Source organism: Vibrio sp. QJM3NY_39 (genome assembly GCF_057785895.1).
In genome coordinates, this window is sequence record NZ_CM173505.1 from 958,059 (window position 1) to 980,474 (window position 22,416).

Here is a 22,416-nt window from a genome sequence, read left to right on the forward strand (position 1 = left end):
AGTAAGATTACGATTTTAATTACTTCTGTCGCTTGGCAAAAGTATGTGTTTTTCTCCTCCTAGTCACGTCCGTATTATACAAATTACCAACACCTCAACTCGGCCTTCTGTCTAGGGAGTTTTGAGTAGCGATTGATTAATCATTTCAGGATACTCTATAGTTCAAACTAGTTGACAATAAAATAAATTAACTCTAGGCTCCTCTTCAGGATTTTCGATCTACTCGAATGAAGGCGATAGACGCCTTGGCGACTCGACCAGCCAGCACACACTACATACTCCTTGTCATACAAGTTTAATATCAGTTATTAACTCATTAATGTACCGAATCTTCATCTGCTTATAATGGTCGCAGAATTGGATGGAGTTTGGGGGACTATTACATGAGCGATATAAAGACACTCTTAAAAAAAGCATCTAGAAAGTTTCAGAATGAGCTTGAGCAAATTTGTTCAACGACTAAGCCTACATTTTCGGCTAGCTTAGACCTGTTTTCTCAACTTGTCGCTGGGAAAAATTATAGTGAAATGATTCACAAGGTTCAAAATTCTGAGCTTAATTTCCTACCGATACCCTCGCTATTTTTTGTGGTGAACGAACTTAAGAGGAAAGGTGAAGATGTTACAACACAACAAGTATCATTCGCTCTTATAAATGCTATTGGTCGAAGCTCTATTGAGGTGTTTTTCCCCGTTCTATCCTCTACTGTAGCAAAGGTTAAAGATTCAGATACTGAAACATTAGCTGTCAACTTCCGCAACATAGGGTTAGTGGCTTCATACACTCCCGGTTACCTCCCTATTGTCGACCATAGTTTTCAAAATGAAGAGTCGTCAGATGCAGAAACTTTCATAAAAGCTATGTTAGGACAATCAGATAATACATTTCATAGGATTTTTACTGAAAATCAAAAATGTACTAAGGCTTATTCTGATAAGAGAGTATTGGGCATGATTTATCGAGATTCATTCGTTGAGAAAGCAGTTAATGTATTGTTAGGCGTTGGTAAAGATGAGTTTGGTTGCGACGCTACTATTCATGATATAGCTGAGAAATTTGGCGAGCGAGAGGAGATTGAAGGATTAATTTCCTATGCATTTTCTTACATTAGTACACATGATAATTTAGTGTCGTGGGATGAGGGCGTTGGGAGTTTATTTTCAATGTTAGTGGCACAATCAATTGACGACGAGCTAAAGTTAGTCAAATTCGAGGGTGAAAGTTTTAATTGGGATGCGAACTCCCTTAAGCCAGTCGTTAGTTATACAAGACAGCGATTAAAAGACATCTTAACCAATATTTATTCTTGATTTTCTTAAGGTAGCGAAAATAAATACAAGTGAATTATAAGGGTCATTGTTTCAAATCTGAAAGGTTGCCATTGTCCATTCTTGGACAATGGCAGTAGTATTGACTACCACTTAAAAGCTAATTCACTAGTGCATTGTGATAGGTAGCTGGCTATTTTAGTGGTTAAGCGTGAGAGCCTATTCGAACAAATAGAAGGTTTCTGTAATGATCAATCTAAACTAACTGCCACAGATTTTACCGTTTTTGATAGTGGTTCATGAATGCGTACTTTATTGCTAGAGAAGAGAACAATGTTTTTGCCAGTACCGTACGAACTGTTGAAAATTATCCCATCATGAGCCCCTATATTTCTAAGGTATTCGCAAACAAACTGCGTTGGGATATAGTCCAAATGTGAGTTTTCAGGTAATACTGGAACAGATAACTCGTTGGAAAATTCTTCAAGTAGATGAAGACATTTAATTACAAGCTCTAGCTCGTCCTCTTCAAATTGTAAAAGGGGAAGTTTTTGTTTAGGGTTTGAAAGGTCAATGAGTTTGATGCTCTCCAGAACTTCAACTTCAGAAATGAATATTCTTGCCCCGTTACTTGGCCTTACCTCATGACAGCATACTGCTTCGGATTCTGCTAAGTACAAATAAGGAATTCCTGCGGGATTAGCTCTTCCAGCTGAGGCTTTACCTCCCGGGGGAGAACCCATTGCTTCAGCTAAAAGGTTTTCATTTGATATTCGTGCTCGATAGTATTTCTTACCCACGCAGACATTTCTTTCTAATTGAGCCACGGTTAGCAAAAAGGCAGATGATTCAATAGAAAGGTCCTGATCCTCTACCGTTCTATTTGCAAAAATACGCCCATAGAGTGCGGTGCTTGGGAAAAATCTATTTTTAGTAATAAGGTCTTGTTTTAAGTCATGCCATTCAGATTGAAAGCCCTTAAAAGACTCGATTAGCTCATAACATTTCCCTATTGAAAGAGTGCCCAGTATTACATCTATCAGTTTCTCTTTATCACCTACGCGATCAGCTATAGTCTTTAGTTCATTATCAAAAATTTGTGACAAATGAACTCCGTCAGAGCTTTCTTTTACACAACATAAGATAAGCTCGAACTGGTCTGAAAGAGCGTTTGGTTCGATAACCAAGGTGTCTTCGGCAGCACAAAAACTACAATCACCTGTAGTTCCTTCTCTACCGATATATTGCATTACAGATGTATCAGTAAAGCAACCGCTACAACAGTTATATGACATATTACTCACCTTGTAATATAGTCACAAACTGTCTCCACATGGTGCTTGATAGAGAGCTTTTTGACTAAGCCTAAGCCAGCATAGTGCGTATTCTCATGCAGTTTTTTCAGTTCTTTCATACCGCTTGAATCAAAGAATAGACCCTTTTCATAATCACACATGGCTTTGTCTAGTGCTTCGATAAACTTTCCGGCAGGGTCTGCGGGTGAGCCATTGTCTGTTGAGGCGTAGTGTTTTATGTATAACTCGTTAAAGCGATTGCTATCAATGTAAGATAGGTGAATTGCGACAACGTATGCTGGCCCACCAGATTCAGAATACTCTCTTGGAATTATTGTATGATCACTGAAGCCTAAAACATTTGCTATGTTGTTGCTCGTTGCGTGAAGGTGCGAAAAGGATGATTCGGATGGATAATCTGCGTTTCTTCTTTGTTTTTTAAAGAAATCGCCATAAAGGATAACGTTTGTTAATTGATTTACTACCGATACAGAAGTGTCATGGTCAACAATCGTTATCTCTGCATCTCTAGAAAAGTTAATGGCTTCACAGCTGATTCCACCTGTAAATTGTACGGCAAAAGCTCTGTTTATATGTTGGACTATTTTTGCTGCGGGAGTTATGTCACCACCTGTGACTACAATACACGGCAGATAATCATAATTATCTAATTGTTGAAGCAGTTCAAGGGACGAGTTTTGCAGTTCTCCAACACTAGGGTTAATGACAATGATTGGAGAGATATCTGCATTGTTTAGGGTGGTGATAGCTTTAAATAGAGGGGAAAGGTTTTGTCGAACAGGCTCAATTATTGGACGAAAAATATTATTTGGTAGTTTTTCTGATAGTTCTCGGACTGCAATTAGTTCGTATTGCTTTCCTCTGAGATAAGGTAGGTACATTCTTGCTCCTTATTTGTACCAAAAATTTGCTTAAGCGCCTCCACCTGTTTTGAAGAAAACTGGTAACTAATAGCTGCATTTGTCAAATAACTTGGTAACGCATTGATTAACATTGCATCATTTATACGCATTTTTTTTAGTACATCAATGAGACATGTTGCAATGCATGACGTATCTACAGTTTTTAGCAGGGAATGACATTCATTCATCAACCGACCATTTGGTACATCTGGTACGAACCCCGTAGTTCGTTTGGTTAATTCTAGATATTCTTCTTTACGTAAAGAACGCATCATTATGTCTATATCAATAGGAGCCGTTCGTGTTGTTGCTCGCCTTTTCTGACTAAGATAGTTTCTGGATGTTAGCTCAAGCACACCGACACGTTTATCAGTATGACGGAGTACAGAATCTAAATTTTTCTTTGAACAGACAACGAACACCTCATCAAAAAGAGTGAGGTAGTCATTTAATTGTTCTTCTAAGCGAGTCAGGGTGTCGTACTCAGTTTTGATTTCATAACAAGTAGATTTGCCGTTGAGAATGACACAATCTGCTTTACTTTTACCCACTCGAAATTCTGATAACATCGTGGCTGTTTTTAGAGAGTGAGTACCTAGAAGTTTACGTGTGGCGATAGTATTTTTGAAAAAATATTCAGAGCGATATTCTTTGCTTAAACGCAGATATGCCTCGTCATAAACTCTTTTAATATCAAGATCTTCACTATTAAAATTCAGATACTTAGAGGCGATGTGTCTAACGAATGATGAGTCGCCATCTGCTAGGGCTGAAAGTTTATTGCTATGGAACAATTTAGCAGCTTCGTGAGCTTTAGCAGACATGTAAAAAGCACCTTAAGACAAAAGAAGTTGGTTAATATACTCATATATAACAATAGCTCAATTAGTTTTTCACTCATCACTTTCTGACCGGTGACATAAATGTGTTACTTGTACAATATCAGGCTACTTATATGGTGCGCTGTTGTACAGCGGTACACTCGCACTGTTGTGCAAAAAGACTTAAACAAAACATCCGGTATATATTTTTTTCATTGCGCATGCTTAGCGTTTAGTTAGATAGTATTCAATGAACCTCTGATCAGACGGGGTTAGTTGTAGTTGTTTAAGAGGTTGAACCATGTGTACTTGACGCATCATATGGGGAGTGAGTGGTATACCTAATATTTCACCAACCTCTCTAAAAGCAAGGCTTACAGCCTGTCTTGTCAGTGGTCTTTTTTTGTTTTTGTCCACATTCCGACTACGATGGGATTGAAATAAATATTTTGAGCTTGGATTCGCTTTTTTTATAGAGTTAACAATCTCTATAGCTTCAGGTGCCAAGAGCACTTTTTTTGTTTTTCTAGTGCGCGGATTGAAGATTGTTACGAATGTTTGGTCTTCCGAAATGTCGTCAAATTTAATTGCCAGTAAATCACCAATACGAAAACCTGTGCTAACTCCAAATTTCCATATGTATGCAATTTGGTGACTATGGTGTTTTTCAAGCAGTAACGGCACTCTTTTGTACACTTCAATATTAGTAACTAATTTATTTTTCGCTTTATTTGCCACTTCCATTTTTTCTGTCTCCATTCTAACTATGATGATTTATACTTTACGATTAGTGTTATATTAGCATTGGTTGTATTTATTTTACTGGTGTCTAAACTTTACACTTTTTGTTTTTAGATGTTTGAGAGGACGATCTCAACTTCAGGGTTTGTAGGATGTTTTTAGTGTGAAGGGGATCTCATGGCATAAATTTAAGTTACGCATCGAATCATTTTCCCCTTTAGCAATCTGGTAAAAACATTCTCTGAGCTCAGGAAGTCATGTTTACCCTTCATCAGGCTGACGAAGACTTGGCTGAAGAAATGTATCCCTGCGTAGGCTAATTCAAACAGTGAGTTAGAATTTATTTTGGCTTAAGTAACGAAATCGCTTTGATCAGACTGTTCACGCTCGACAACGAACATTGAACAGATGCGGAGGAGTAAGTTGTTAATCAAGATCAGAGGATGAACTTTGCCCTTTAGGCAGTTGTTGCCGTTAGAGAAGAAAAGTCCAGAACCTTATCGTTAATCATAATTCACCGTTGGTACTTCGTAACTCAAAGTGTCTATTAAGCTAGTTAGACCAAATCCTCATCCTATGTCTAGATATCTTACTATTAACCATTTTGTGCATAACGAGGGTCAATTCGACCTTTTAGCACGCCAAATTGTAGCAACTGTTTAAGATACATTTTGTTATGCGTCAGTCTACGTATGGCATATAATAAGCCTGCTTTAACAATGGATTAAGACAATGATAACGACAAGATCTCAAGATGCTGGAGTAAAGTTGTGGGTAGAAGTGCTAGTCTTTCTTTGCTCTTATTATCCACTGTTTCTAATTTTATTTATTCGAGATATTGGTTCACCAGCAGCAACTGTTCCTTTTGGTTCGTCAAATGTCAGTTGGTGGGCACTTATTGGCATCTTTATTTCATCGATATGCACACTATTAACAGGCTGCATAATGCGAAAATTGTTCACTAGATCCGAAGGAGCGGAGGAAATCATTCTTACTAATGTAAGGGTAGCTAGAGGAGATATGATCAATTACACACTTCCTTTTTTAATTGGCCTATTTGCATTTGATTACAAAACTTTTCAATCAATCGCATCATTAATTGTCTTTTTGATTTTTATGTTTGGCTTTACAAGAAAGGAAGGAATTATTTTGTTAAACCCTATGTTTCTCCTCATGGGAATACGACTTTACGATATTAACTATAAAAAAGTTGGTCAACCTAACAAAGAACATACTGCTAACGCTTTATGCATGGGTATAGCAAAAAAATCGGAATCTAAAGTTAGATTTTTAGAAAACTCCGGTATTAATTTTATTTCAGAAACAGTTGATAGGTAACAAAGTGACACAAAATCAATCAAATACAGCAGAAGCTCTGCCAGAAGAACTAACTGAACCTGCCCAAGAACAAGTTCAACAACTTCTTGATCAAGCTGCCTTGGATTTAAAACTGGCGAATCTAAAAGCACTTGATTTGTCACGTGCTACGGTAAACCTATGGGTTGCTAGAGTCATTATTGGCAATAAAACTAAACGATTTGGTGATGTAAAGAACTTAAAAATTCATTCAAGTTACAAGGATAATTTTCGTCAATATGTAATTGAATGTATTCGTGGCAATGAATATGTAGAAGAATTAAAAGCAATCACTACTAATCAAGATAATCGTTTCTTTTACATTGACTCTAGTTCTACAGACCTTACACAATTGAAAGAGATGGTTGAAGGTGGTGAGCTTGAGACTATCACTCAAGAATCAGAACTGAATAGTTACAATGCTTACGCGATCCAACTGACGTTTGGTCAGCCAGAACAGAGTATTTATGCATTCCGTTATTTTAAAGGGGCATGGTCGTTAAACAATACCTCAGGAAAAAGTTTGACTACTTCTTTCCAGGATAATCAGTTAGTAGTTGAAATTGACCAGAGCTCCAAGTTCCAAATAACGCCATATATAGATTTTATACAATATAATTCTGGAGTGTTTATCTCTGATCTTCGACAGTTTGAAACTGCGATGAACTACCATGAGCGCTTGCGAGAGAAAAAGAGCGAGACAATCACGGCACTGGGAGCCAGCATTGCAATGAATCCTTCAGAGGCTCAAAAGTTAACGAATATTGTCAGCGATGATAAACGCTTGATGAGACAATTGGCGTCTGTTTACGATAAGCAACACTTCACTAACGATCTATGGTTACGTAAATTACGAGAGGCAGCAGAAGAGGCAGGAAACTGGCAAATTAAGTTCGATGGCCATGGTAAGATCGTTGTTGAAGAAACTAAAGAATACGTAAGAGAACTACTTATCTTATTACAAAACAAACGTGTAAAAACTGTTGTTGACGGCCTGATGTTTGATGTTGAAGGTGAGTTAACCTTAATTCCTGAGTTTGCTAGTGAGTAATTCACTGAACAAATACTAAAGGCTCCGTCTGGAGCCTTTAGTATTTCCAAGGGTTTTAGCAATCACCTTTGCTCCCTACTAGTAAAAGTCCTCGTGCTTTTGAAACACAAATTAGCACCTCTTCTTTTGTTAGTTTGCATTCCAACTTACGAAAAATGTATTTCTTACTCATTTATCGGTACTTCATGCCTAACTTTTTATTTTTATATAGTTGCATATCTATGGTGTATGCAGCTCTAATCAAAATTACGAGAGCATTTACGTACCAGATCAAATGGGTAAAAGCCGTTAGTTTCCTTACAGAAAATCATTCATGGATTACTAATTTAGCAAAGCCACTGATTCGGTTTTCTCCCTTTTTTCGTTGCTCCTTCACTCATTCATAGCTTGTTAATCTGAGCTTGCCCTACTCAAACTCATCCGAGCCAGTTGCTCAGTCAGTATTCTCGTTATTAGGACGAATTTTTCAGCCTAATCCCCCATCATATGACCTAACTAGTTGATTGTTAATTGAAATGATATGCAAAAAACTTCATGATAAAAGGATAAAGAACAACAACTTGTCGTCTAATTAGCATTATGCTTGCTTAGGAGGAAAATGTGGAATTTTTGGAAAGTCGTATAAATAAGTTATTGGGCGAAGCTAAAAGGATTGAAATAGATGTCGCTCATCATCAAATAGACTGGTCTCAATGGGACCCAGACAAAACCGAGGGGAGACCTCCCGAGTATCTACTTAATGGTGACGAGGAGTACGAAAAACCATTTAAGTACCTAACTGCTTCATTATACCTGTCAGTCTTGTGTTATTTGGATATGAAAGGCTATTCTCACTACATATCACTATTTAAAGATTTGTTTGGTAATGACTCTGAGAATATTAAGCACCATGATAAGTTTGAAATAGAACACTATTGGTTTGATGAACCTTATAGCGTTTTTTTAGCAAAACTGACGCAGTTTCTTCAAGTCTTCGAATTTATGGATAGTGATGATTCAAGGTATACAAGACTTTCAGGGATTCAGTATCTTGAAAATATATTAAACAATACAGCTTCAATTGTTTCTCGTTTAGAAGAAATTCCAAAATCGGAAACAGAGGTTTATAAAGCCGTTAAAGGGGTATTTGAAGCGATTTTTCCTTCAGCAAAATTTCCTAAAAGTAACTTTCTTAAAACGACTAAAGAGTATAAGCCTGACATTCTAATACCAGAGTTGTTCACTGCGATTGAATATAAATATGCTACAACGGAAGAAAAGTTAAAATCTACTATTGAGCAAATTGCCGCTGATGTAAAAGGTTATACAGGTGATAAAAATTTCAGTATATTTTATGCTGTGTTTTATGTGACTACTGATTTTTGGGGTGAAAAGCGTTTTGTGGCAGCTTGGGATGAGCAAAAATTCCCTAAAAATTGGGTTCCAATATATATAGTGGGTCAATAAACATATCAAAACATTTAGGAGTGATTTCCAACGCTTGGCATTTCAGGTCAAGGTTGGGGTTCGTGTTTACGACGCAATGGGTTAGGTATGGTGTTTGGCGCTCTAACTTTCAGTGAGTTTGTGTTTATGGCGCAATGATTTAGGTAAGGTGTCAGCGTTGTTCACACCTTAATTTGGCGTTAAATTACAAGAGGCAATATGAACTTCGAAGATGCATTAAATATAGTCTCAGCGACATTGGTTTCCATTGGCGGTGGCTCAATACTAATTTTGGGGTTAAGTTCATTTTTAGGAAAGGTTTGGGCACAACGTATACTTGGAACTGAAAGGGCTAAATATGAACTTGAGTTAGAAAAGTATCGTGATGAATTGAGTAAGTTATCGTTTGAACATCAGTTCAAATTTCAACGACTTCATGAACGGCGAGTTGACGTTATCTCTCAAACTTATTCGTTGTTGCGTACTGCTTATAATGCTGTTCAACATTTAGCTTTTGAACCTGATGACCAACTAGATAAAAATGTAGAAATTGCAAAAAAGGCAGTTGTTGATCTTTACGCTTATTTTCCCCATAACAGGATTTACATTAACTACGAAGTTGCTCGTAAGATAACCCTTTTTCAAGTAGAGATCGAAAGTACTATTGGCGAACTTGAGTACCATGGATATGCCTATTCTCACGAAGATAAATTTAATAGGGTACAAGGTAAACTTTCAGAGGCATTGACAGACCTTGAGATCGAGTTTAGAGGACTTCTTGGCGAATCTGTGTCAGCTGAAGAATTGTAATTTAACAAATAAGGATTAAGGTGTTGCGTAGCCAACACTAAATCCCGAGTGTTGAACAAGCCCAAAGCCACTTTATTAAGTAAATTGTACGATTGAGTTTGAAGGGCAAATCGCTTTGAGGCTTTTCTCAAGGCGAGCGAAGCTAAGATAAGGTTGCGATAACAATCATATCAACCAGTTAGCTATTTTTTGTTTCTTTCGTCGTTATATCTCCTCTGCTCTCGTCATGCCATTCTCCTTGTTATCAATGCCTTTCGGCTAGATGGGTCGACTTACTCCAACACACGCCATCTGATGCTGACAGCAAGGGCATACTCGTATTGCTTTGGTTCTTATCGGTGCGGTTAGCGGCGGCATTATATAGAGCAAGTTCAATAACAACAGTTGAATGCGGGCTCTTAAGGCGTGTGCTTGACCACGTAAAAAACCGTAATCTCGTACTCGCTGCAACCCTTTGGGCAGCGCGTGCTGCAAAATGAGCAGTAAGAACTTCAGAGTGGGCAAGGTGCGCGTTCGCCATGCATTGGTCTGGCTCTCTTTATAGCGGAAGGTGACAGTATCATCGGTGATACTAATGATGTCTTCATCAGGCAGCACACCGCGATAGAGATAGCGAGCCAAATAGTTGAGTGCAGCCTGACCGTATCCCACTTGTCTGCAATCGACCACCCATTGTTTGGGTATGCCACTCGGCAGCCACAGCGTTGGGTGTTGATTAATGGCCTCTAGCATTCTTGCTCGCCATACTTTGGCCAAAGCAAACGCATTGAAGAGGTAATGCTTGTTGCCTTTGTGCCACGTTTGCCTCGACGCGTCGTATTGGCCTGCCGCCACGATAATGTGCAGATGTGGGTGCAAGTTTCGTTGTCGGCTGTGAGTATACAACACGGCGGTAAAACCAAGTTCACCTTGCCGTTGTCGGTTAGCAAAATCCTTTAATACCCCTGATGCCACCTTAAACATACCGTTATATATCGCTTTAGGTTGACGTCTTGCTAAGACCCTTAGTTGATACGGCAAAGTGAAGGTCACCATGAAATAGTGAACAGGTAACCGCTTTTGCTGCTGACGTTGAAGCCAATCAGCGGTGGTACGTTGTTGGCACTGAGGGCAATGACGATGACCACAACCACAAGAAAGCGGTAATCGGTCATGGTGATGACAGTGACTGCAGAACCATTGTGAGCGACCTTGTTGTTCTGTTTTACAACGGAGCATCGCCCCAATGGCTCGATGCATATCGCCATTCATCTGCGCATAATAGTGACGTTTAAGCGCAGAGTGATGTTGGCGAAGCAGTTCAATAAAGGTACTCATGTAATGCTCCACGTTAAGTCTAGAGCATCAGTTAAATGATTGATGGCCATCGCGGCATCGTGTTGTTTTAGCGTAGTCATTCGGGTGTAACGAGCAGTGGTATTAAGGCTTGCATGACCCAGTAGCGTTTGTAGTGAACGCAGGTCTAACCCTTGATCAAGTAAGTGCGTCGCGAAGCAATGTCTAAGTGAGTGGGGGCTGGCGTGTTTTTGGATTCCGCTCTCTTTGAGTACAAGTTTCATGGTTTTTTGAATACCGCCACGATCCATGGGGGGGCGCGACATGTACCAAGGCCAGGAAATAAGTAGTAAGGGTGCTTATGGGTAAGTCAATGCACGCGAAGAGCTTTAAGCGTTCGCAGCGGAAGCGGCACCATTCGGTCTTTTCCGCCTTTTCCTTCCCGTATGTGAACGCGCATTGTTTGGCTGTCGATATCGTGAACCGTGAGGTTCAATCCTTCACCAAGGCGCAACCCCATGCTGTACAGAGTAAGAAAAAACACTTGATAACGTGTCTGTCGAGTGTGGCTAATCAGCGAGCTGACTTGTTGCGGTGTCAGTATGTCGGGCAGTCGTTTTACTTGTCGCGGCTTGACGATATTGAGCCATTCCCACTGTTTATCGAGCGTGTAGCGATAGAAAAACTGCAAGCCATTACGATCGAGTTTTATGGTGCTCCACGAGTGGGTTTGAATAAGAGACGCGAAGAAGTGTTTGAGGTCTGAGGTCGTTAATGTATCAGGGGCTCGGTCGAAATGAGCGGTGATCCGACGAACCGCACGGGAATATGCATCAATGGTCGCGGGTCGTTTACCTTGCAGCTTTAGGTTGGTAAGGTGTTGTTCATAAAGGGTGTTGTAGCGTTTTAAGTCATCGGGTTTCATGGGGTTACTCCTGTGAACGACCATCAGGGTGATGGTGTTACAAGAGCATGGTTTGCACTCGTTTTATTCTGCCGCGTAGCGGCTTCGTTCAACAAACTGTTTGAGAGAGATTTGTAACGCGTGGCATTTTCACCATGCGTTAGTTTTAGTGTTTAAGTCAGTATGCGACGGCTTTTGTATTGCGTTGTTCACCCCTTAACAGGACGTTAGTTTTAGAATTGATTTGGTCATATGAATAATAGAAAAATAAAGAAAAACCAGCATTATGTCCCCAAAGCTCATTTGAAGCGCTTTACCATTGAGGGGCAGAAGTCTCTCATTTGGGCATTTGATAAAAACAAAGGCGAATATGGTCGCCAAACCGCTTCAATCAATAAGGTTTGCGCGGAAGATTATTACTATTATCAAATAGACCCACAAGGGAAAGTGGACCACATACAACTAGAAGACGTCATTTCAGAAGTAGAAATGATCGGAAATAACATCATTGATAAGGTGCTAGATTCTAGATTTCTTCCCTATGTGCCTATCCATGGAACTCAGAAAGGGGAGTTAGCATTTTACATTGCTTTACTTATGTTTCGTGGACCTAGTTTTCGAGATGGTATTGCTCAAATCTATGGGCAGATGGCAAAAGTAGTTCTCAATAAAGTTTGGGATAACTCTAAGGTTCCAACTGCATTGAAAGAGTTAGTTGAAAAAGAAGGTTTATCTAATGTCGTTGATCTACAGGTTAACTCGACGGTTAGTTTAGAGCATATGGTTACGGCAGCTCAAACTGCTGCGCTTGAATTTCTCAAGAAAGAATGGGTGTTAATAAATGCTCCAGCTGGCTCAACGTTTGTGACTGGTGATGTGCCAGTTGTTTTTTACTCTTGTAAACAAGATTTAGGTGATATTGGTCCTGCTCACCCATTAGCTGAGATTCTGTATCCTATATCGAAGAGTACCGCTCTAATTTTGACGCCAACAACCAACCCGAAAGAGTCTCTTGTAATCGGACAATTTAGTAGCGAACTTTTACACCAAATCAATACTAAGGTAAGTCATGCTGCCATAGACAACATTTTTAGTGCTGAAAAGCTAGACTGGTTGTCTGCATTGCCGCCATCTCAAGGGAGCTCTCAGCGATTAGTTTCGAATGCTTCGCCTAATGGAGTTAGTATCGTTAAGAATCCGTGGAAACGTATAACCAAAAAAACATTTAAGAGTGATTCCCAGCGCTAGGCATTTTCAGCCCAAGATTGGGCTTGTGTTTACGGCATAATGGGCAGGCTAGGTGGTAGCTTTGCTCACAACTTAACAAGGCACTATGCCTTATGAGGAAATTATGAGCACATATGAAGTGATTTCGACAATAGTGGTCGCAATAAGCATCGCTATCAATGTGTTTCAGTTTCGTCAACGTAAGCCGAAGCTCAAGATCCAAATGTGTCGTAGTATTGAGCCAAACCAAAATGGGGGAGGCAACTACCTTTGTGGTCGTATTTTTATTTCCAATCATGGTAGTGAAACGGCATTTTATAGTGGCTTGGAGGCTGTTGATGACAAAGACGAATTATTCTTTCCTTGTTGCTCGTTAAAGATTCCTAGCGAAATTCCTCCTAATGCTTCAATTGTAGGTACTATCACGAATGGTCATTTGCTTTGTAATGGTACTAAAGAATTATATGTTATTGATGGCACTTTAAGTAAACATCGAGTGCCAACTAAGATATTGAGATTGGTGATTTCAGATCTTACTCAAGAACGGGATAGGCTTGAAGATTTGGGGGTTAATGTTCATCCTAATAATTCATGGTTATATCAACCGCAGGTATTACAAACGCCTAAGGTTTCAAAATACTTTTCTAATTAGGCCTAAACTATTTAGAACTTGGGAGCTAAATCGTTTATGTCAATTTCCTCATTAGGTATATAACTAACCTACTTTTTCTAATGATTCAATATGATAAGTAGGTCTGTATCTGCCTATCGAGTAAGTTGCTATTCACTTCGACTTCGACAATTAACTTCTGCTCGAATGTCAGTAACAGTCATAGAATCCATAACACATTCAGTCAGTTACAGCGGCTCGTATTCTATTGAGTTTTGCATCTCTAAGATCATTCGATTAACTTTTATTTTCTTTTGAATACGTTCAGGAAAAAGAGAGGCATACTCTGCCGTATCTAGCTGTTTGAAATCTAGAGCAATACTGTTAATGATTTTGACATACTTATCACCGACTTCTTTAAGATCATTCAAACGGTTTGTTTCCTTACTAATCGCTCTCTGCAAGTCTTGTTGTTTACTCCAAAGTCTATCTAAATTAACACCACTCTCTAACTCAGCTTTCTTTTCCTCTAGACTCTCCGTTTCTTGTTTTAGCCGTTTGACACGGTTTTCTAACTCGGTCAACGCTTCATTTGATACACCTTTTCTATCAAGTGCAGCTTCAAGCTCACTCGTGATTTTGTAATGTGCTCCATCTAATATTTGTTGCGCTGTTCTTTGAGCGCTTTCAACCATTGATAACTCATGTTTTAGAGCATTATCGGTAATCATTTGAGCATTCTTTTTAGTATCTTCTATTTCCGAAGCTAACTCAGCTAGAACATCATCTCTAACTTCTACTCTGACCTTTTCACGTTGTTGTTCTGCTTCAACTCTCGCATTGTTAATGATTCTTCCCGCCTCTAACTTGTTAAGATAGATGGTTTGCTTGAGTTGTTCTAATTCTTGATTTAAAGATGACTTCTCTTCTTCAAGCCGCACTACCACAACTTGAAGGTCATTCGCTAGGGACTTTATCTGCTTATAGAGCTCTTTTTGCTCTCGCTCTTTTTCTTGCCACTTTTCAACTCTTTGTTTTATTCGGGCAACCCTTTCCTTAGCTTGTTCCTCACGCTCAGAAATGTTTTCAGTAATTCTTTGAACTTGTTTGCGATGCCTTGCTATCTTTCTCAACAACATACTTCTTTCTTTGCTGATATTCATCGCGGCTTGCTGCTCAATAAAATCCCAGAATGGATTTAGCGGATTTAATGCTGTTATCTGAACTTTTACATTTTCATAGCTGTTCAGCAGCGAATCTGAGTCCAATCCAACTAGAAATAACTCAAGAGCACTCCTGCCCTGTTTTCGAAAGTCCACTATTTTATCTGGTGGGGTTTCATGAGTATTAGTAACTTCCACGTAATACTCTTCCCTACCGATCTGGCATACGACATCTGGAATCCTTCCGTCTCGATAGACCTCTAGACGGACATCTTTCACACCTACCATTTCACAATCACTAGAATCAAAAATGCCACTGGAATATGGATGAGGAATGAGCTTCTCTCGTTCGATGAACTCCTTTGCACTCAAATGCAACTGGGTCTCATACGAATAGCGACATTCTGCGTTACTTTGATGGCGTAAGTAGCTAGCTATGCCTTTATTACTATGTGCGGCAACCATGAAGTCTCCACAACAAGGACAGACAACGTCATCCTGAGTGCCACTTTCTAGCTCAACAACAGAAACAACTCTACTCTCACTTAGCTTCCACCCAAAAATAGAACGATTTCTCATGCACACCTCAACATTGGAAAAATAGTGATGGTTAAAAATACAAAATATGTAATAAATCTCATATTAATTATCACAATATTATCAAGCCAAAGACAATGTGTGCTTACTTCGTGTGATCCGCATCATCAATGCTAGACACCAAGTTAAGCGATTTTTCCATACTTCACGTAATTCATGACATGTTAAGGTTCTGATTTGCGAAACTGATTTCTGTCCAAAGGCGTGCTACGCCTCTCCTGTGCTAGCACTCATTGGGACACAAGCTAGACAGAATTCAGCTTAACAAGGCTATTGAAATCATAGAAACACTATTAGAACCAGAGCTGAAAAGTAATAACGGTAGTGACGGGGCCTGCGGGATCAAGAATGGAAAGGTTATTGATTTAGTAGTGGAAATTGATCTCTTCAGTCAGGAAAGTCTGTCAGATGTCTTCAAAAATAAATAATACCACTAGCATTCAGTATTTAACTGTCCATAAAAGCATACTAACGTTACATAACTACAGCACGCTCTGTAGCTGTATAACCTTAGGTTCTGGTATCGCCTGAAAAGTATCAATTTGCGGGTTGTAGGAATTTGTAACACTGAACTACACTGGGGTCATCAATTTTTATCAAAGTAGAAATTTATGGAAATCTGCCATCTCTCTGATCTTCATTTGGAATTTGGTTCAATGGAGTTCCCGCAAACTGACGCAGATGTCGTCGTACTTAGTGGAGATATTCACCTCGGCACTAAAGGAATTGATTGGGCGGCACAATTTGATGTGCCTGTTGTGTATGTCCTAGGTAATCATGAGGCCTATGGTGCTTCATCGCTAGAGCTATTGATAGAAGAATGTAGGAGCAGAGCTGAACGTTATTCCAACGTATACTTTCTTGAAAATGATAGCGTTGTAATCAATGGTGTTAGATTTCATGGGTGTACTTTGTGGACTGATTTCGAACTTTATGAGACCCCTAAAGATTCTATGAAATTAGCTCGTTCAGGCTTGAATGACTATCGAAAAATTCAATATCATGGAAAGCCATTTTCACCATTGGATGCGAGAGAACTTCACCAAACATCTAGGCATTTCCTTTACGAATCAATAAGTCAAGCCAAAGAGGATGTCAATGTTGTCGTTACCCACCACCTTCCATCTAGAGAAGGAATACAACTTGAATACTTGGGCAGCCCACTTAGTCCTGCATTTGCCTCCCAATGCGATGAATTTTCAGATCTTGCTGACAAAATTGCAGTCTGGTTTTACGGACACAACCATGATTGTATGGAATTTTCTGATTTCAATATTAAATTCCATACAAACCAGCGTGGATACGTTGGCTATGAAGAAGTTTCGAGCTTCGATCCATCACACAAAATTTTAATTTCCTTATGATGTGTGTTAACCGTACTTGTCCAAGGATGTGCTTCGTGCACTGTTAGAACGTCTTTGCTTCATATTAATTCCGCCAAAGGTTTCACGTTCGTGCGTTAGTCGGATTTTCGCTATCATAATTCGTGTGGCGGTAATAATGTCCACGGCAGAAAAAGTGATTTTTTACGTTGGGACTGCTAAGCAGGTTAGGGGCAGATAAGGTCTAAAACGGATTTGCCCCAAAGTGAGCCAGAGAGGGATTAAACTCAGTTTGAAACCCTGCAACTTGCCTTACTTTTCCTCATGCCTAGAGTTCCAACAATGTAGCTAAATGTTCTAATCCACAACAGACTAACCTTCAATCACACTTACGCACGAATATGTTGTTCAACTATCTCTAAGTTATTGAATAATAGATAAATAAAGGGAAGTTTTTGATTGATGACATGCCTTGAATTGGAAGCAATATGTGCTTGCACGGTTTTCAACCAGAAATTAGATTCAACCTGAATTATATGTTTAATTTTCAGTTGGTTAGATAGGATTCTTGATATATGCTGAATACGTAAATTCGTGCTGGCACGATATTAAAATGTTATGTGCCCAGTTGCGTACATTATTTCAATCAGTGCTTGGATCATATAGAATTGATATGAAGAAGTTTAGGAGTTTGCATATGCAGGTATCTATAAAGAAAGTACTGAATTCCACTTTAGATCGTATCTCTAGTCATAAACCCGCTAGTGGTGATCTTGATACTCGGTTCTCCAATTTTTATGCCAAGAAATCTAGGAAAGACATTGAAGCAGCAGCAAGGGTTGCTTCAATAAAAGCGAGGAAGAATGCCGAATAATTATAATTACATTTATAATCAGTTAGTTGGTGATGATAAAGATAATATTGCAGGAATTATTGCCTACTCTGTGTATAAACGGCAAAAAATCGAATTTATCAAGGAAAATGGAGACAGTGAGTTAGATACATTTCAAAATATTTCAAGGTCACCAGCTCAAATTGAATTCTATAAAAATGAAGCTGCAGAAATTCTCCAAAACTTTGCCGTAACATTTTTGGAAGAGGATTTAGAAGATCGTGAAAAGTTCTTTGAAGCAGAGGTCAAGCGCAAAGTCCAAGCTAAGACTCCTAGCTTTTGGACTGGAGTTTATCAAAGTATTCTTGGTTCTTATGGCTTTATTGTTTCATTAGGCGTATTACTATTTATCGTATGGTCATCAAAGGTCGGTATAATTCAAGTTCTTGAAATGATCTTCAATGTTACGATAACGCCAAAATAAACCTCGTGTCGTTTCAGGCACATAACAAAGCATTTAAGAGTGATTCGCAACGCTTGGCATTTTCGCTTCGCTCAAGTATAGCCAAGCGCCGCTCACACCTTAATGCGGCGTTAGCCCTTTTCGCACAAATTTAAATTTTAGATAAAGCTAGGTATTAATGGATATAGATTTAATTTCGTTGTTTGCAGGTATCAGCATAACGGCAATAGGTGGGTGGTTTGCTTCGTTTTTGTCCCTACGAAAGGAAGAGAGAGCTGTTCATATTGAGCAAGTGACAAAAGAACGGACTAAGTGGCGTCAAGAAATGCGGGTATTAACTCAAGAAGTAGCAGAGCTATTTAGTGCAGATTTAATTCCGGCAGATGATAAAATCCAAAAGTTAAGAGCACGTCTTTCTACATCAATTAACCCGAATTGTGATTACGATAAACACTTATTGGTGTTGTTTGATCAACTGACTCACAAAGGTTCTATGGCTGACTTTTCAAATGCTATGTCGTTCTTGCTTAAGCATGATTGGGAGAGAGTTAAGTGGGAGTGTATGCCAATCTACGTCAAACCATTTAAGCGTTTCACCAAGAAACAGACAGAGTGGCGCTCTCCTAATTTCCGCCCTCTAGGCACCAAGTAAGATCAGGGCTAACAAACAATTTAAGAGTGATTCAGCACGCTTGGCAATTTTGGTTTGGGTCAAGTTTAGTATTTATGGCGTCCAATTTGAGTATTGTGGTAGCGTGCTTCACACCTTAATTGGGCGTTATACCCTACGATAAAATAATGACTTGGTAAAAGGAGCAACTATGTCTAAAAGCAGTACGTATAATTTATTTAAAATAGAGTTACCAGTTGAACGTAGAGACCAATTTGATGCAACGATAGGTCTCGAAAGTTACCTCATCACTCGTTATCCCAAAAGCCTTTGGTACTCAGAAGATAAGAATGCAATACTTTTAGACATTCCGGATAGCGTCGAAGATTTCTATGAAACAGTACAAAGTTTAACCAGATTGCCGTCAGGTGGATTTAAAGCAACACTTTTAGAAATTGACGAATCACATTTGGATTTAGAGGAAATCGACTGGTTCGACGAAAGATACGAAGTCAGAAAAAAGCTGGTAAGTTCGTTGTTCCCTGTACTCATTGAGCAGCTAAAAAAGCCACGTCTGCACATGATTTCACTTAGCAGATAGCACGGGTATAACAAACTGTTCAAGAGGGATTCGCAACGCGTGGCATTTTCACTATGCGTTGAATTTAGTGATTAAGGTGGTTTGCGGCGGCTTTTGTATTGCGTTGCTCACCCCTTAACAGGGCGTTAGCTGTTTTCTGAAGTCTGACGGTTTATTGTGTTCGTAAACGGATACATTGAATATATGGGGCGTTCATGGAAGGTGTTGTAGTCGAAAAAAGTAATATGGGTGAGATTGTATATCTACACTATTGCAAAAAAGAGTCGGTCAATAATCCTTTAGTCATCATCTGTCATGGGTGGAACAATGATAAATATGAAGGTGCTAATCTAGCTTTAAATTTAGCTCTTCAGGGTTACTCTGTTATCTGCTTTGATGCAGATAAACATGGCGAAAGAGGTGATGGTAATGCTCAAAATGTTAGTAGTCATTCGAGCTTTATTAAAAGAATGACGGGGGTTATCAAGCAGAATTCAGATGACATAAATACACTCATTGATCACTATCAGGAAGATATTCGGATTGATCGATCGAGGATTGCGGTTGTGGGTATCTCTATGGGCGCAATGTCCACATTTTATTCTTTGACTCAAAATCAACTTATTAAAGTTGCAGTACCAATTCTCGGCTCTCCTGATTTTGTCGGTTTGGAGAAGTTCGCCTTACAAGCAGGTTCGGTGAATAAGATTCTTAGTGATGATGAGAAGCTAGCTATTAGGCATATGGCAGAGATTGATCCATGCTTGTACCTTATAGAAAATGAAATTCGCCCTATGTTGATTATAAATGGCGAGAAAGATGATTGGGTTCCTGCCAATTTTGCGAAGGACTTTTATGAAAAAGTGAAGAGTAAATACGATAAAAATAATACTGAAATTGAGTTCAATTTAGCTGATGAATCGCATTATTTTTCCAACGACATGAGAGATCATACGATAAAATGGTTGAATAAAAATTTGTAGGCTAAAAAGTAAATCTGTAGCAATAAACAGCTAACAAAGCGTTTAAGACAGATTCGCAACGCTCGGCATTTTTGGTTTGCTTTAAATTTAGTGTTTACGGCACTATAGGTTAGGTTAGGTTTGGTGGTAGTGTCGCTCACTACTTAAGCGGCTATATGGTGTTCATCAGTAAATTCAAAGTGAGGTATGGTGACAAAAGAAGATGAGATGTTTAACCAGCATCAACAAGACGTTAGGACTCGGGCTGACTCATTGGGTAAAGCTGTATTTGTTCTTTCCGGTGGGGCTTTAACTGTATCGATTGGTATATTTCTGAAAAGTGATCGCTTACCTTTAACTGATAGTGCTTTAATAGCGATAAAATACTCATGGTGGTTGTTATTCGCCACAATAGTGTTTGGCGTAATTATGCTAGCTACTATTATTGTTCGAGATTATCTGTTTGGTGAGCGTTGGCGTAAGGTTTTAGACAAAGTCCCCAATATTGATGCATCTGGTAAACCAGCGAAATTAGAAGTGCTTATAGTGGTTTTGGGTGCGCTTGGAATTATTACGTTCATATTAGGCATGTTTGGATTGGCATTTGTAGCAAGCGAAACAATAATGGGGTTCCACACTTAGTATCAAGTTTGAAGTGCGGCTCTTTTTTGAACTACACCATCAATTCGACACCAAGTAAAGTGACTTTCCATACTTGTGGTTATTTGTGAATTCTTAAATTAGCCAAACTGATGGGACGCCTTGTCGATTTTCTTGTTAGCTATATAGCTAATAATTGCAATATGACCTAAAATGTTAGCTATATAGCTAACAAGACGGTGGTGAACTATGGCTTGTAGGCCTGAAATAGGATTAAAGGTTAAGCATGCACGTATTGATAAGGGGCTGACACAGGTACAAGTATCAAAACTGACCAGAATTAATAAAACAACCATTTCAGAAATCGAAAATGGTCGTTTTACAGGTTCATTCGATATATTTGAAAGGTTGTTAAATGCTGTTGATTTACAGTTTGAGGTTGTAGAAAAAACACATCAACTACCTGACTGGGATGAAATCGAAGAGCTATTTGCAGAAGATGGTAGTAAATAATTTATACAAGTTAGCAGGGGGTTGATGTGCCTCCTTCAAACAGGCTATTTCCAACTTCTCTACAGCAAATCACAGCGAGTTATAAACTAACGGTTCACTTCTCTTTATTGTTGTTCATTGGTGGACAACGATGGACAACTGACCAGAAAGGTTAGGCTAAATTTGTTCAGGTTCGCCACATTGTACAATGACAGACTAGTGTAGCTATGCTGTCTCACTTTTGCTTTTTTACATGCGCTGATTTAAGACAAGTAGTTAAGTATTAGTCAACCCTACAATACAGCTTTTAGATGGAATTTGAAGAGTAGCGATTAAACAGATCATTATAACTTTAGCTGTAAAATTTTTTCGATAACGTCCTTTAGTCCCGGGTCAGATAATATTGTACCCCTTCGGATAGCTTTACTTGCCCAAAGGGCTCCCGTACTGTCGAATTCTAATCCTTTAGCCCCTTGATTGTTTAAGAAATTGCTCAGAATCTCAAGGTCAAATTTATCAAGCTGGTTGTTTTCTGTATGGCTGAGGGATTTCTCATTGTTCAATATAACTTCTGCTTGATGATCTGGCTTAATAGCTGGGAGCTCTCGTATTTCACGTAACATAGAGTTCTGTTTTTTTAGAGAACTTGCTTGGCCGTAAAGTACTGAAATTTTGTATCTCAATACGGGGTCTTGAATCTTTAGCAAATCTTCATCAGTGATTAATCCCGTAGTTCCAGTGACTTTTATTCCAGTGTCAGGTTGTGGTTCAGTCGCTGATTTTACAACCTTATCGAAATTTAGGCTTTTGCCGTGAGCCACCTCAATCCAAGCGTCGATAAGAATTGGATAAGGGTTTTTACCATGTCTTCTATTATGAACTGTTTGCGCAGAAATTATGACCCCCTTACTAGCAAGTGCGCTTATTACAGTTGGTACAGATGGGGTTGCGTTCACATCGACCATTTTGGAGCAAACTTCATTTATATCTTTTAGGATCGCTTTAACCGATCCTCTTGTCGTACGCTCTTCTAGTGATTGATACAGAGCTTTAACGTCGTTGTTGGTTAGGATTTTGTTATTGTTCATT

General features: G+C 39.0%; 21 protein-coding genes and 1 pseudogene. 14 read left to right on the forward strand and 8 right to left on the reverse strand.

Annotated elements, in window-relative coordinates:
* The first annotated feature begins 383 nt into the window (after positions 1-383).
* Positions 384-1,310, forward strand: a complete 927-nt coding sequence (locus AC3CHU_RS04455; protein WP_488525135.1) for a hypothetical protein — start codon at positions 384-386, stop codon at positions 1,308-1,310.
* Between the two features lie 209 nt (positions 1,311-1,519).
* Here AC3CHU_RS04455 and AC3CHU_RS04460 read toward each other — a convergent pair whose 3' ends face one another.
* The 4 genes from AC3CHU_RS04460 to AC3CHU_RS04475 all read right to left on the reverse strand — a co-directional run bounded on the left by AC3CHU_RS04460 (position 1,520) and on the right by AC3CHU_RS04475 (position 5,051).
* Entirely contained in the window at positions 1,520-2,563 is a 1,044-nt protein-coding gene (locus tag AC3CHU_RS04460; protein WP_488525136.1) for an RES family NAD+ phosphorylase, read from the reverse strand.
* A 5-nt stretch (positions 2,564-2,568) separates the two neighbouring features.
* Positions 2,569-3,465, reverse strand: a complete 897-nt coding sequence (locus AC3CHU_RS04465; protein WP_488525137.1) for a sce7725 family protein — start codon at positions 3,463-3,465, stop codon at positions 2,569-2,571.
* The gene (locus AC3CHU_RS04470; RefSeq protein WP_488525138.1) at positions 3,426-4,310 is read right to left on the reverse strand and encodes a sce7726 family protein; all 885 of its coding nucleotides are present in this window, start codon (positions 4,308-4,310) and stop codon (positions 3,426-3,428) included. The genes AC3CHU_RS04465 and AC3CHU_RS04470 overlap by 40 nt, the downstream gene beginning before the upstream one ends.
* A gap of 222 nt (positions 4,311-4,532) precedes the next feature.
* Entirely contained in the window at positions 4,533-5,051 is a 519-nt protein-coding gene (locus AC3CHU_RS04475; protein WP_488525139.1) for a tyrosine-type recombinase/integrase, read from the reverse strand.
* Between the two features lie 729 nt (positions 5,052-5,780).
* Between AC3CHU_RS04475 and AC3CHU_RS04480 the strand changes: the two genes are divergently transcribed.
* The 4 genes from AC3CHU_RS04480 (at position 5,781) to AC3CHU_RS04495 (ending at position 9,690) form a co-directional block, all read left to right on the forward strand.
* Positions 5,781-6,386 carry a hypothetical protein gene (locus AC3CHU_RS04480; RefSeq protein ID WP_488525140.1) on the forward strand — a complete coding sequence of 202 codons (606 nt, stop codon included), beginning with the start codon at positions 5,781-5,783 and terminating at the stop codon, positions 6,384-6,386.
* A gap of 4 nt (positions 6,387-6,390) precedes the next feature.
* Positions 6,391-7,455, forward strand: coding sequence for a Kiwa anti-phage protein KwaB-like domain-containing protein (locus tag AC3CHU_RS04485; RefSeq protein ID WP_488525141.1), 1,065 nt, complete (start codon positions 6,391-6,393; stop codon positions 7,453-7,455).
* 600 nt (positions 7,456-8,055) lie between these two features.
* Entirely contained in the window at positions 8,056-8,901 is an 846-nt protein-coding gene (locus AC3CHU_RS04490) for a hypothetical protein (protein ID WP_488525142.1), read from the forward strand.
* A 198-nt stretch (positions 8,902-9,099) separates the two neighbouring features.
* Complete coding sequence (locus AC3CHU_RS04495) at positions 9,100-9,690, forward strand: hypothetical protein (protein ID WP_488525143.1); 591 nt, start codon at positions 9,100-9,102, stop codon at positions 9,688-9,690.
* Positions 9,691-9,948: 258 nt separating this feature from the next.
* Here AC3CHU_RS04495 and AC3CHU_RS04500 read toward each other — a convergent pair whose 3' ends face one another.
* Positions 9,949-11,007: an IS91 family transposase gene (locus tag AC3CHU_RS04500; RefSeq protein WP_488525144.1), complete on the reverse strand. Its 1,059-nt coding sequence runs from the start codon at positions 11,005-11,007 to the stop codon at positions 9,949-9,951.
* Positions 11,004-11,890: pseudogene (locus tag AC3CHU_RS04505) on the reverse strand (tyrosine-type recombinase/integrase). Before AC3CHU_RS04505 ends, AC3CHU_RS04500 begins: the two are co-directional and overlap by 4 nt.
* 231 nt (positions 11,891-12,121) lie before the next feature.
* Between AC3CHU_RS04505 and AC3CHU_RS04510 the strand changes: the two are divergent.
* Entirely contained in the window at positions 12,122-13,117 is a 996-nt protein-coding gene (locus tag AC3CHU_RS04510; RefSeq protein ID WP_488525145.1) for a DUF4238 domain-containing protein, read from the forward strand.
* A 103-nt stretch (positions 13,118-13,220) separates the two neighbouring features.
* Entirely contained in the window at positions 13,221-13,748 is a 528-nt protein-coding gene (locus AC3CHU_RS04515; protein WP_488525146.1) for a peptidase T, read from the forward strand.
* Between the two features lie 206 nt (positions 13,749-13,954).
* On the opposite strand, the gene AC3CHU_RS04520 is transcribed toward AC3CHU_RS04515, so the two are convergent.
* Positions 13,955-15,448, reverse strand: coding sequence for a competence protein CoiA family protein (locus AC3CHU_RS04520; RefSeq protein WP_488525147.1), 1,494 nt, complete (start codon positions 15,446-15,448; stop codon positions 13,955-13,957).
* A 629-nt stretch (positions 15,449-16,077) separates the two neighbouring features.
* On the opposite strand from AC3CHU_RS04520, the gene AC3CHU_RS04525 reads away from it, so the two are divergent.
* The 7 genes from AC3CHU_RS04525 (at position 16,078) to AC3CHU_RS04555 (ending at position 21,348) form a co-directional block, all read left to right on the forward strand.
* Positions 16,078-16,830, forward strand: a complete 753-nt coding sequence (locus AC3CHU_RS04525) for a metallophosphoesterase (protein WP_488525148.1) — start codon at positions 16,078-16,080, stop codon at positions 16,828-16,830.
* An 821-nt stretch (positions 16,831-17,651) separates the two neighbouring features.
* Positions 17,652-18,104, forward strand: a complete 453-nt coding sequence (locus tag AC3CHU_RS04530; protein ID WP_488525149.1) for a hypothetical protein — start codon at positions 17,652-17,654, stop codon at positions 18,102-18,104.
* Between the two features lie 157 nt (positions 18,105-18,261).
* Entirely contained in the window at positions 18,262-18,735 is a 474-nt protein-coding gene (locus AC3CHU_RS04535) for a hypothetical protein (RefSeq protein WP_488525150.1), read from the forward strand.
* A 169-nt stretch (positions 18,736-18,904) separates the two neighbouring features.
* Complete coding sequence (locus tag AC3CHU_RS04540; RefSeq protein ID WP_488525151.1) at positions 18,905-19,294, forward strand: hypothetical protein; 390 nt, start codon at positions 18,905-18,907, stop codon at positions 19,292-19,294.
* A 194-nt stretch (positions 19,295-19,488) separates the two neighbouring features.
* Positions 19,489-20,256: an alpha/beta hydrolase family protein gene (locus tag AC3CHU_RS04545; protein WP_488525152.1), complete on the forward strand. Its 768-nt coding sequence runs from the start codon at positions 19,489-19,491 to the stop codon at positions 20,254-20,256.
* A 186-nt stretch (positions 20,257-20,442) separates the two neighbouring features.
* A complete protein-coding gene (locus AC3CHU_RS04550; protein ID WP_488525153.1) occupies positions 20,443-20,877 on the forward strand; it encodes a hypothetical protein in 435 nt (144 codons plus the stop codon).
* A gap of 207 nt (positions 20,878-21,084) precedes the next feature.
* Positions 21,085-21,348 carry a helix-turn-helix domain-containing protein gene (locus AC3CHU_RS04555; RefSeq protein WP_488525154.1) on the forward strand — a complete coding sequence of 88 codons (264 nt, stop codon included), beginning with the start codon at positions 21,085-21,087 and terminating at the stop codon, positions 21,346-21,348.
* A gap of 323 nt (positions 21,349-21,671) precedes the next feature.
* Here AC3CHU_RS04555 and AC3CHU_RS04560 read toward each other — a convergent pair whose 3' ends face one another.
* The gene (locus AC3CHU_RS04560; protein ID WP_488525155.1) at positions 21,672-22,415 is read right to left on the reverse strand and encodes a hypothetical protein; all 744 of its coding nucleotides are present in this window, start codon (positions 22,413-22,415) and stop codon (positions 21,672-21,674) included.
* Between the last annotated feature and the right edge of the window lies 1 nt (position 22,416).

What these genes read in the sequence shown, in the direction of transcription:
- AC3CHU_RS04455 (WP_488525135.1), top strand. Translation starts at nt 384, where the DNA reads ATGAGCGATATAAAGACACTCTTAAAAAAAGCATCTAGAAAGTTTCAG.
- AC3CHU_RS04460 (WP_488525136.1), bottom strand. Translation starts at nt 2,563, where the DNA reads ATGTCATATAACTGTTGTAGCGGTTGCTTTACTGATACATCTGTAATG.
- AC3CHU_RS04465 (WP_488525137.1), bottom strand. Translation starts at nt 3,465, where the DNA reads ATGTACCTACCTTATCTCAGAGGAAAGCAATACGAACTAATTGCAGTC.
- AC3CHU_RS04470 (WP_488525138.1), bottom strand. Translation starts at nt 4,310, where the DNA reads ATGTCTGCTAAAGCTCACGAAGCTGCTAAATTGTTCCATAGCAATAAA.
- AC3CHU_RS04475 (WP_488525139.1), bottom strand. Translation starts at nt 5,051, where the DNA reads ATGGAAGTGGCAAATAAAGCGAAAAATAAATTAGTTACTAATATTGAA.
- AC3CHU_RS04480 (WP_488525140.1), top strand. Translation starts at nt 5,781, where the DNA reads ATGATAACGACAAGATCTCAAGATGCTGGAGTAAAGTTGTGGGTAGAA.
- AC3CHU_RS04495 (WP_488525143.1), top strand. Translation starts at nt 9,100, where the DNA reads ATGAACTTCGAAGATGCATTAAATATAGTCTCAGCGACATTGGTTTCC.
- AC3CHU_RS04500 (WP_488525144.1), bottom strand. Translation starts at nt 11,007, where the DNA reads ATGAGTACCTTTATTGAACTGCTTCGCCAACATCACTCTGCGCTTAAA.
- AC3CHU_RS04510 (WP_488525145.1), top strand. Translation starts at nt 12,122, where the DNA reads ATGAATAATAGAAAAATAAAGAAAAACCAGCATTATGTCCCCAAAGCT.
- AC3CHU_RS04515 (WP_488525146.1), top strand. Translation starts at nt 13,221, where the DNA reads ATGAGCACATATGAAGTGATTTCGACAATAGTGGTCGCAATAAGCATC.
- AC3CHU_RS04520 (WP_488525147.1), bottom strand. Translation starts at nt 15,448, where the DNA reads ATGAGAAATCGTTCTATTTTTGGGTGGAAGCTAAGTGAGAGTAGAGTT.
- AC3CHU_RS04525 (WP_488525148.1), top strand. Translation starts at nt 16,078, where the DNA reads ATGGAAATCTGCCATCTCTCTGATCTTCATTTGGAATTTGGTTCAATG.
- AC3CHU_RS04530 (WP_488525149.1), top strand. Translation starts at nt 17,652, where the DNA reads ATGCCGAATAATTATAATTACATTTATAATCAGTTAGTTGGTGATGAT.
- AC3CHU_RS04535 (WP_488525150.1), top strand. Translation starts at nt 18,262, where the DNA reads ATGGATATAGATTTAATTTCGTTGTTTGCAGGTATCAGCATAACGGCA.
- AC3CHU_RS04540 (WP_488525151.1), top strand. Translation starts at nt 18,905, where the DNA reads ATGTCTAAAAGCAGTACGTATAATTTATTTAAAATAGAGTTACCAGTT.
- AC3CHU_RS04545 (WP_488525152.1), top strand. Translation starts at nt 19,489, where the DNA reads ATGGAAGGTGTTGTAGTCGAAAAAAGTAATATGGGTGAGATTGTATAT.
- AC3CHU_RS04550 (WP_488525153.1), top strand. Translation starts at nt 20,443, where the DNA reads ATGGTGACAAAAGAAGATGAGATGTTTAACCAGCATCAACAAGACGTT.
- AC3CHU_RS04555 (WP_488525154.1), top strand. Translation starts at nt 21,085, where the DNA reads ATGGCTTGTAGGCCTGAAATAGGATTAAAGGTTAAGCATGCACGTATT.
- AC3CHU_RS04560 (WP_488525155.1), bottom strand. Translation starts at nt 22,415, where the DNA reads ATGAACAATAACAAAATCCTAACCAACAACGACGTTAAAGCTCTGTAT.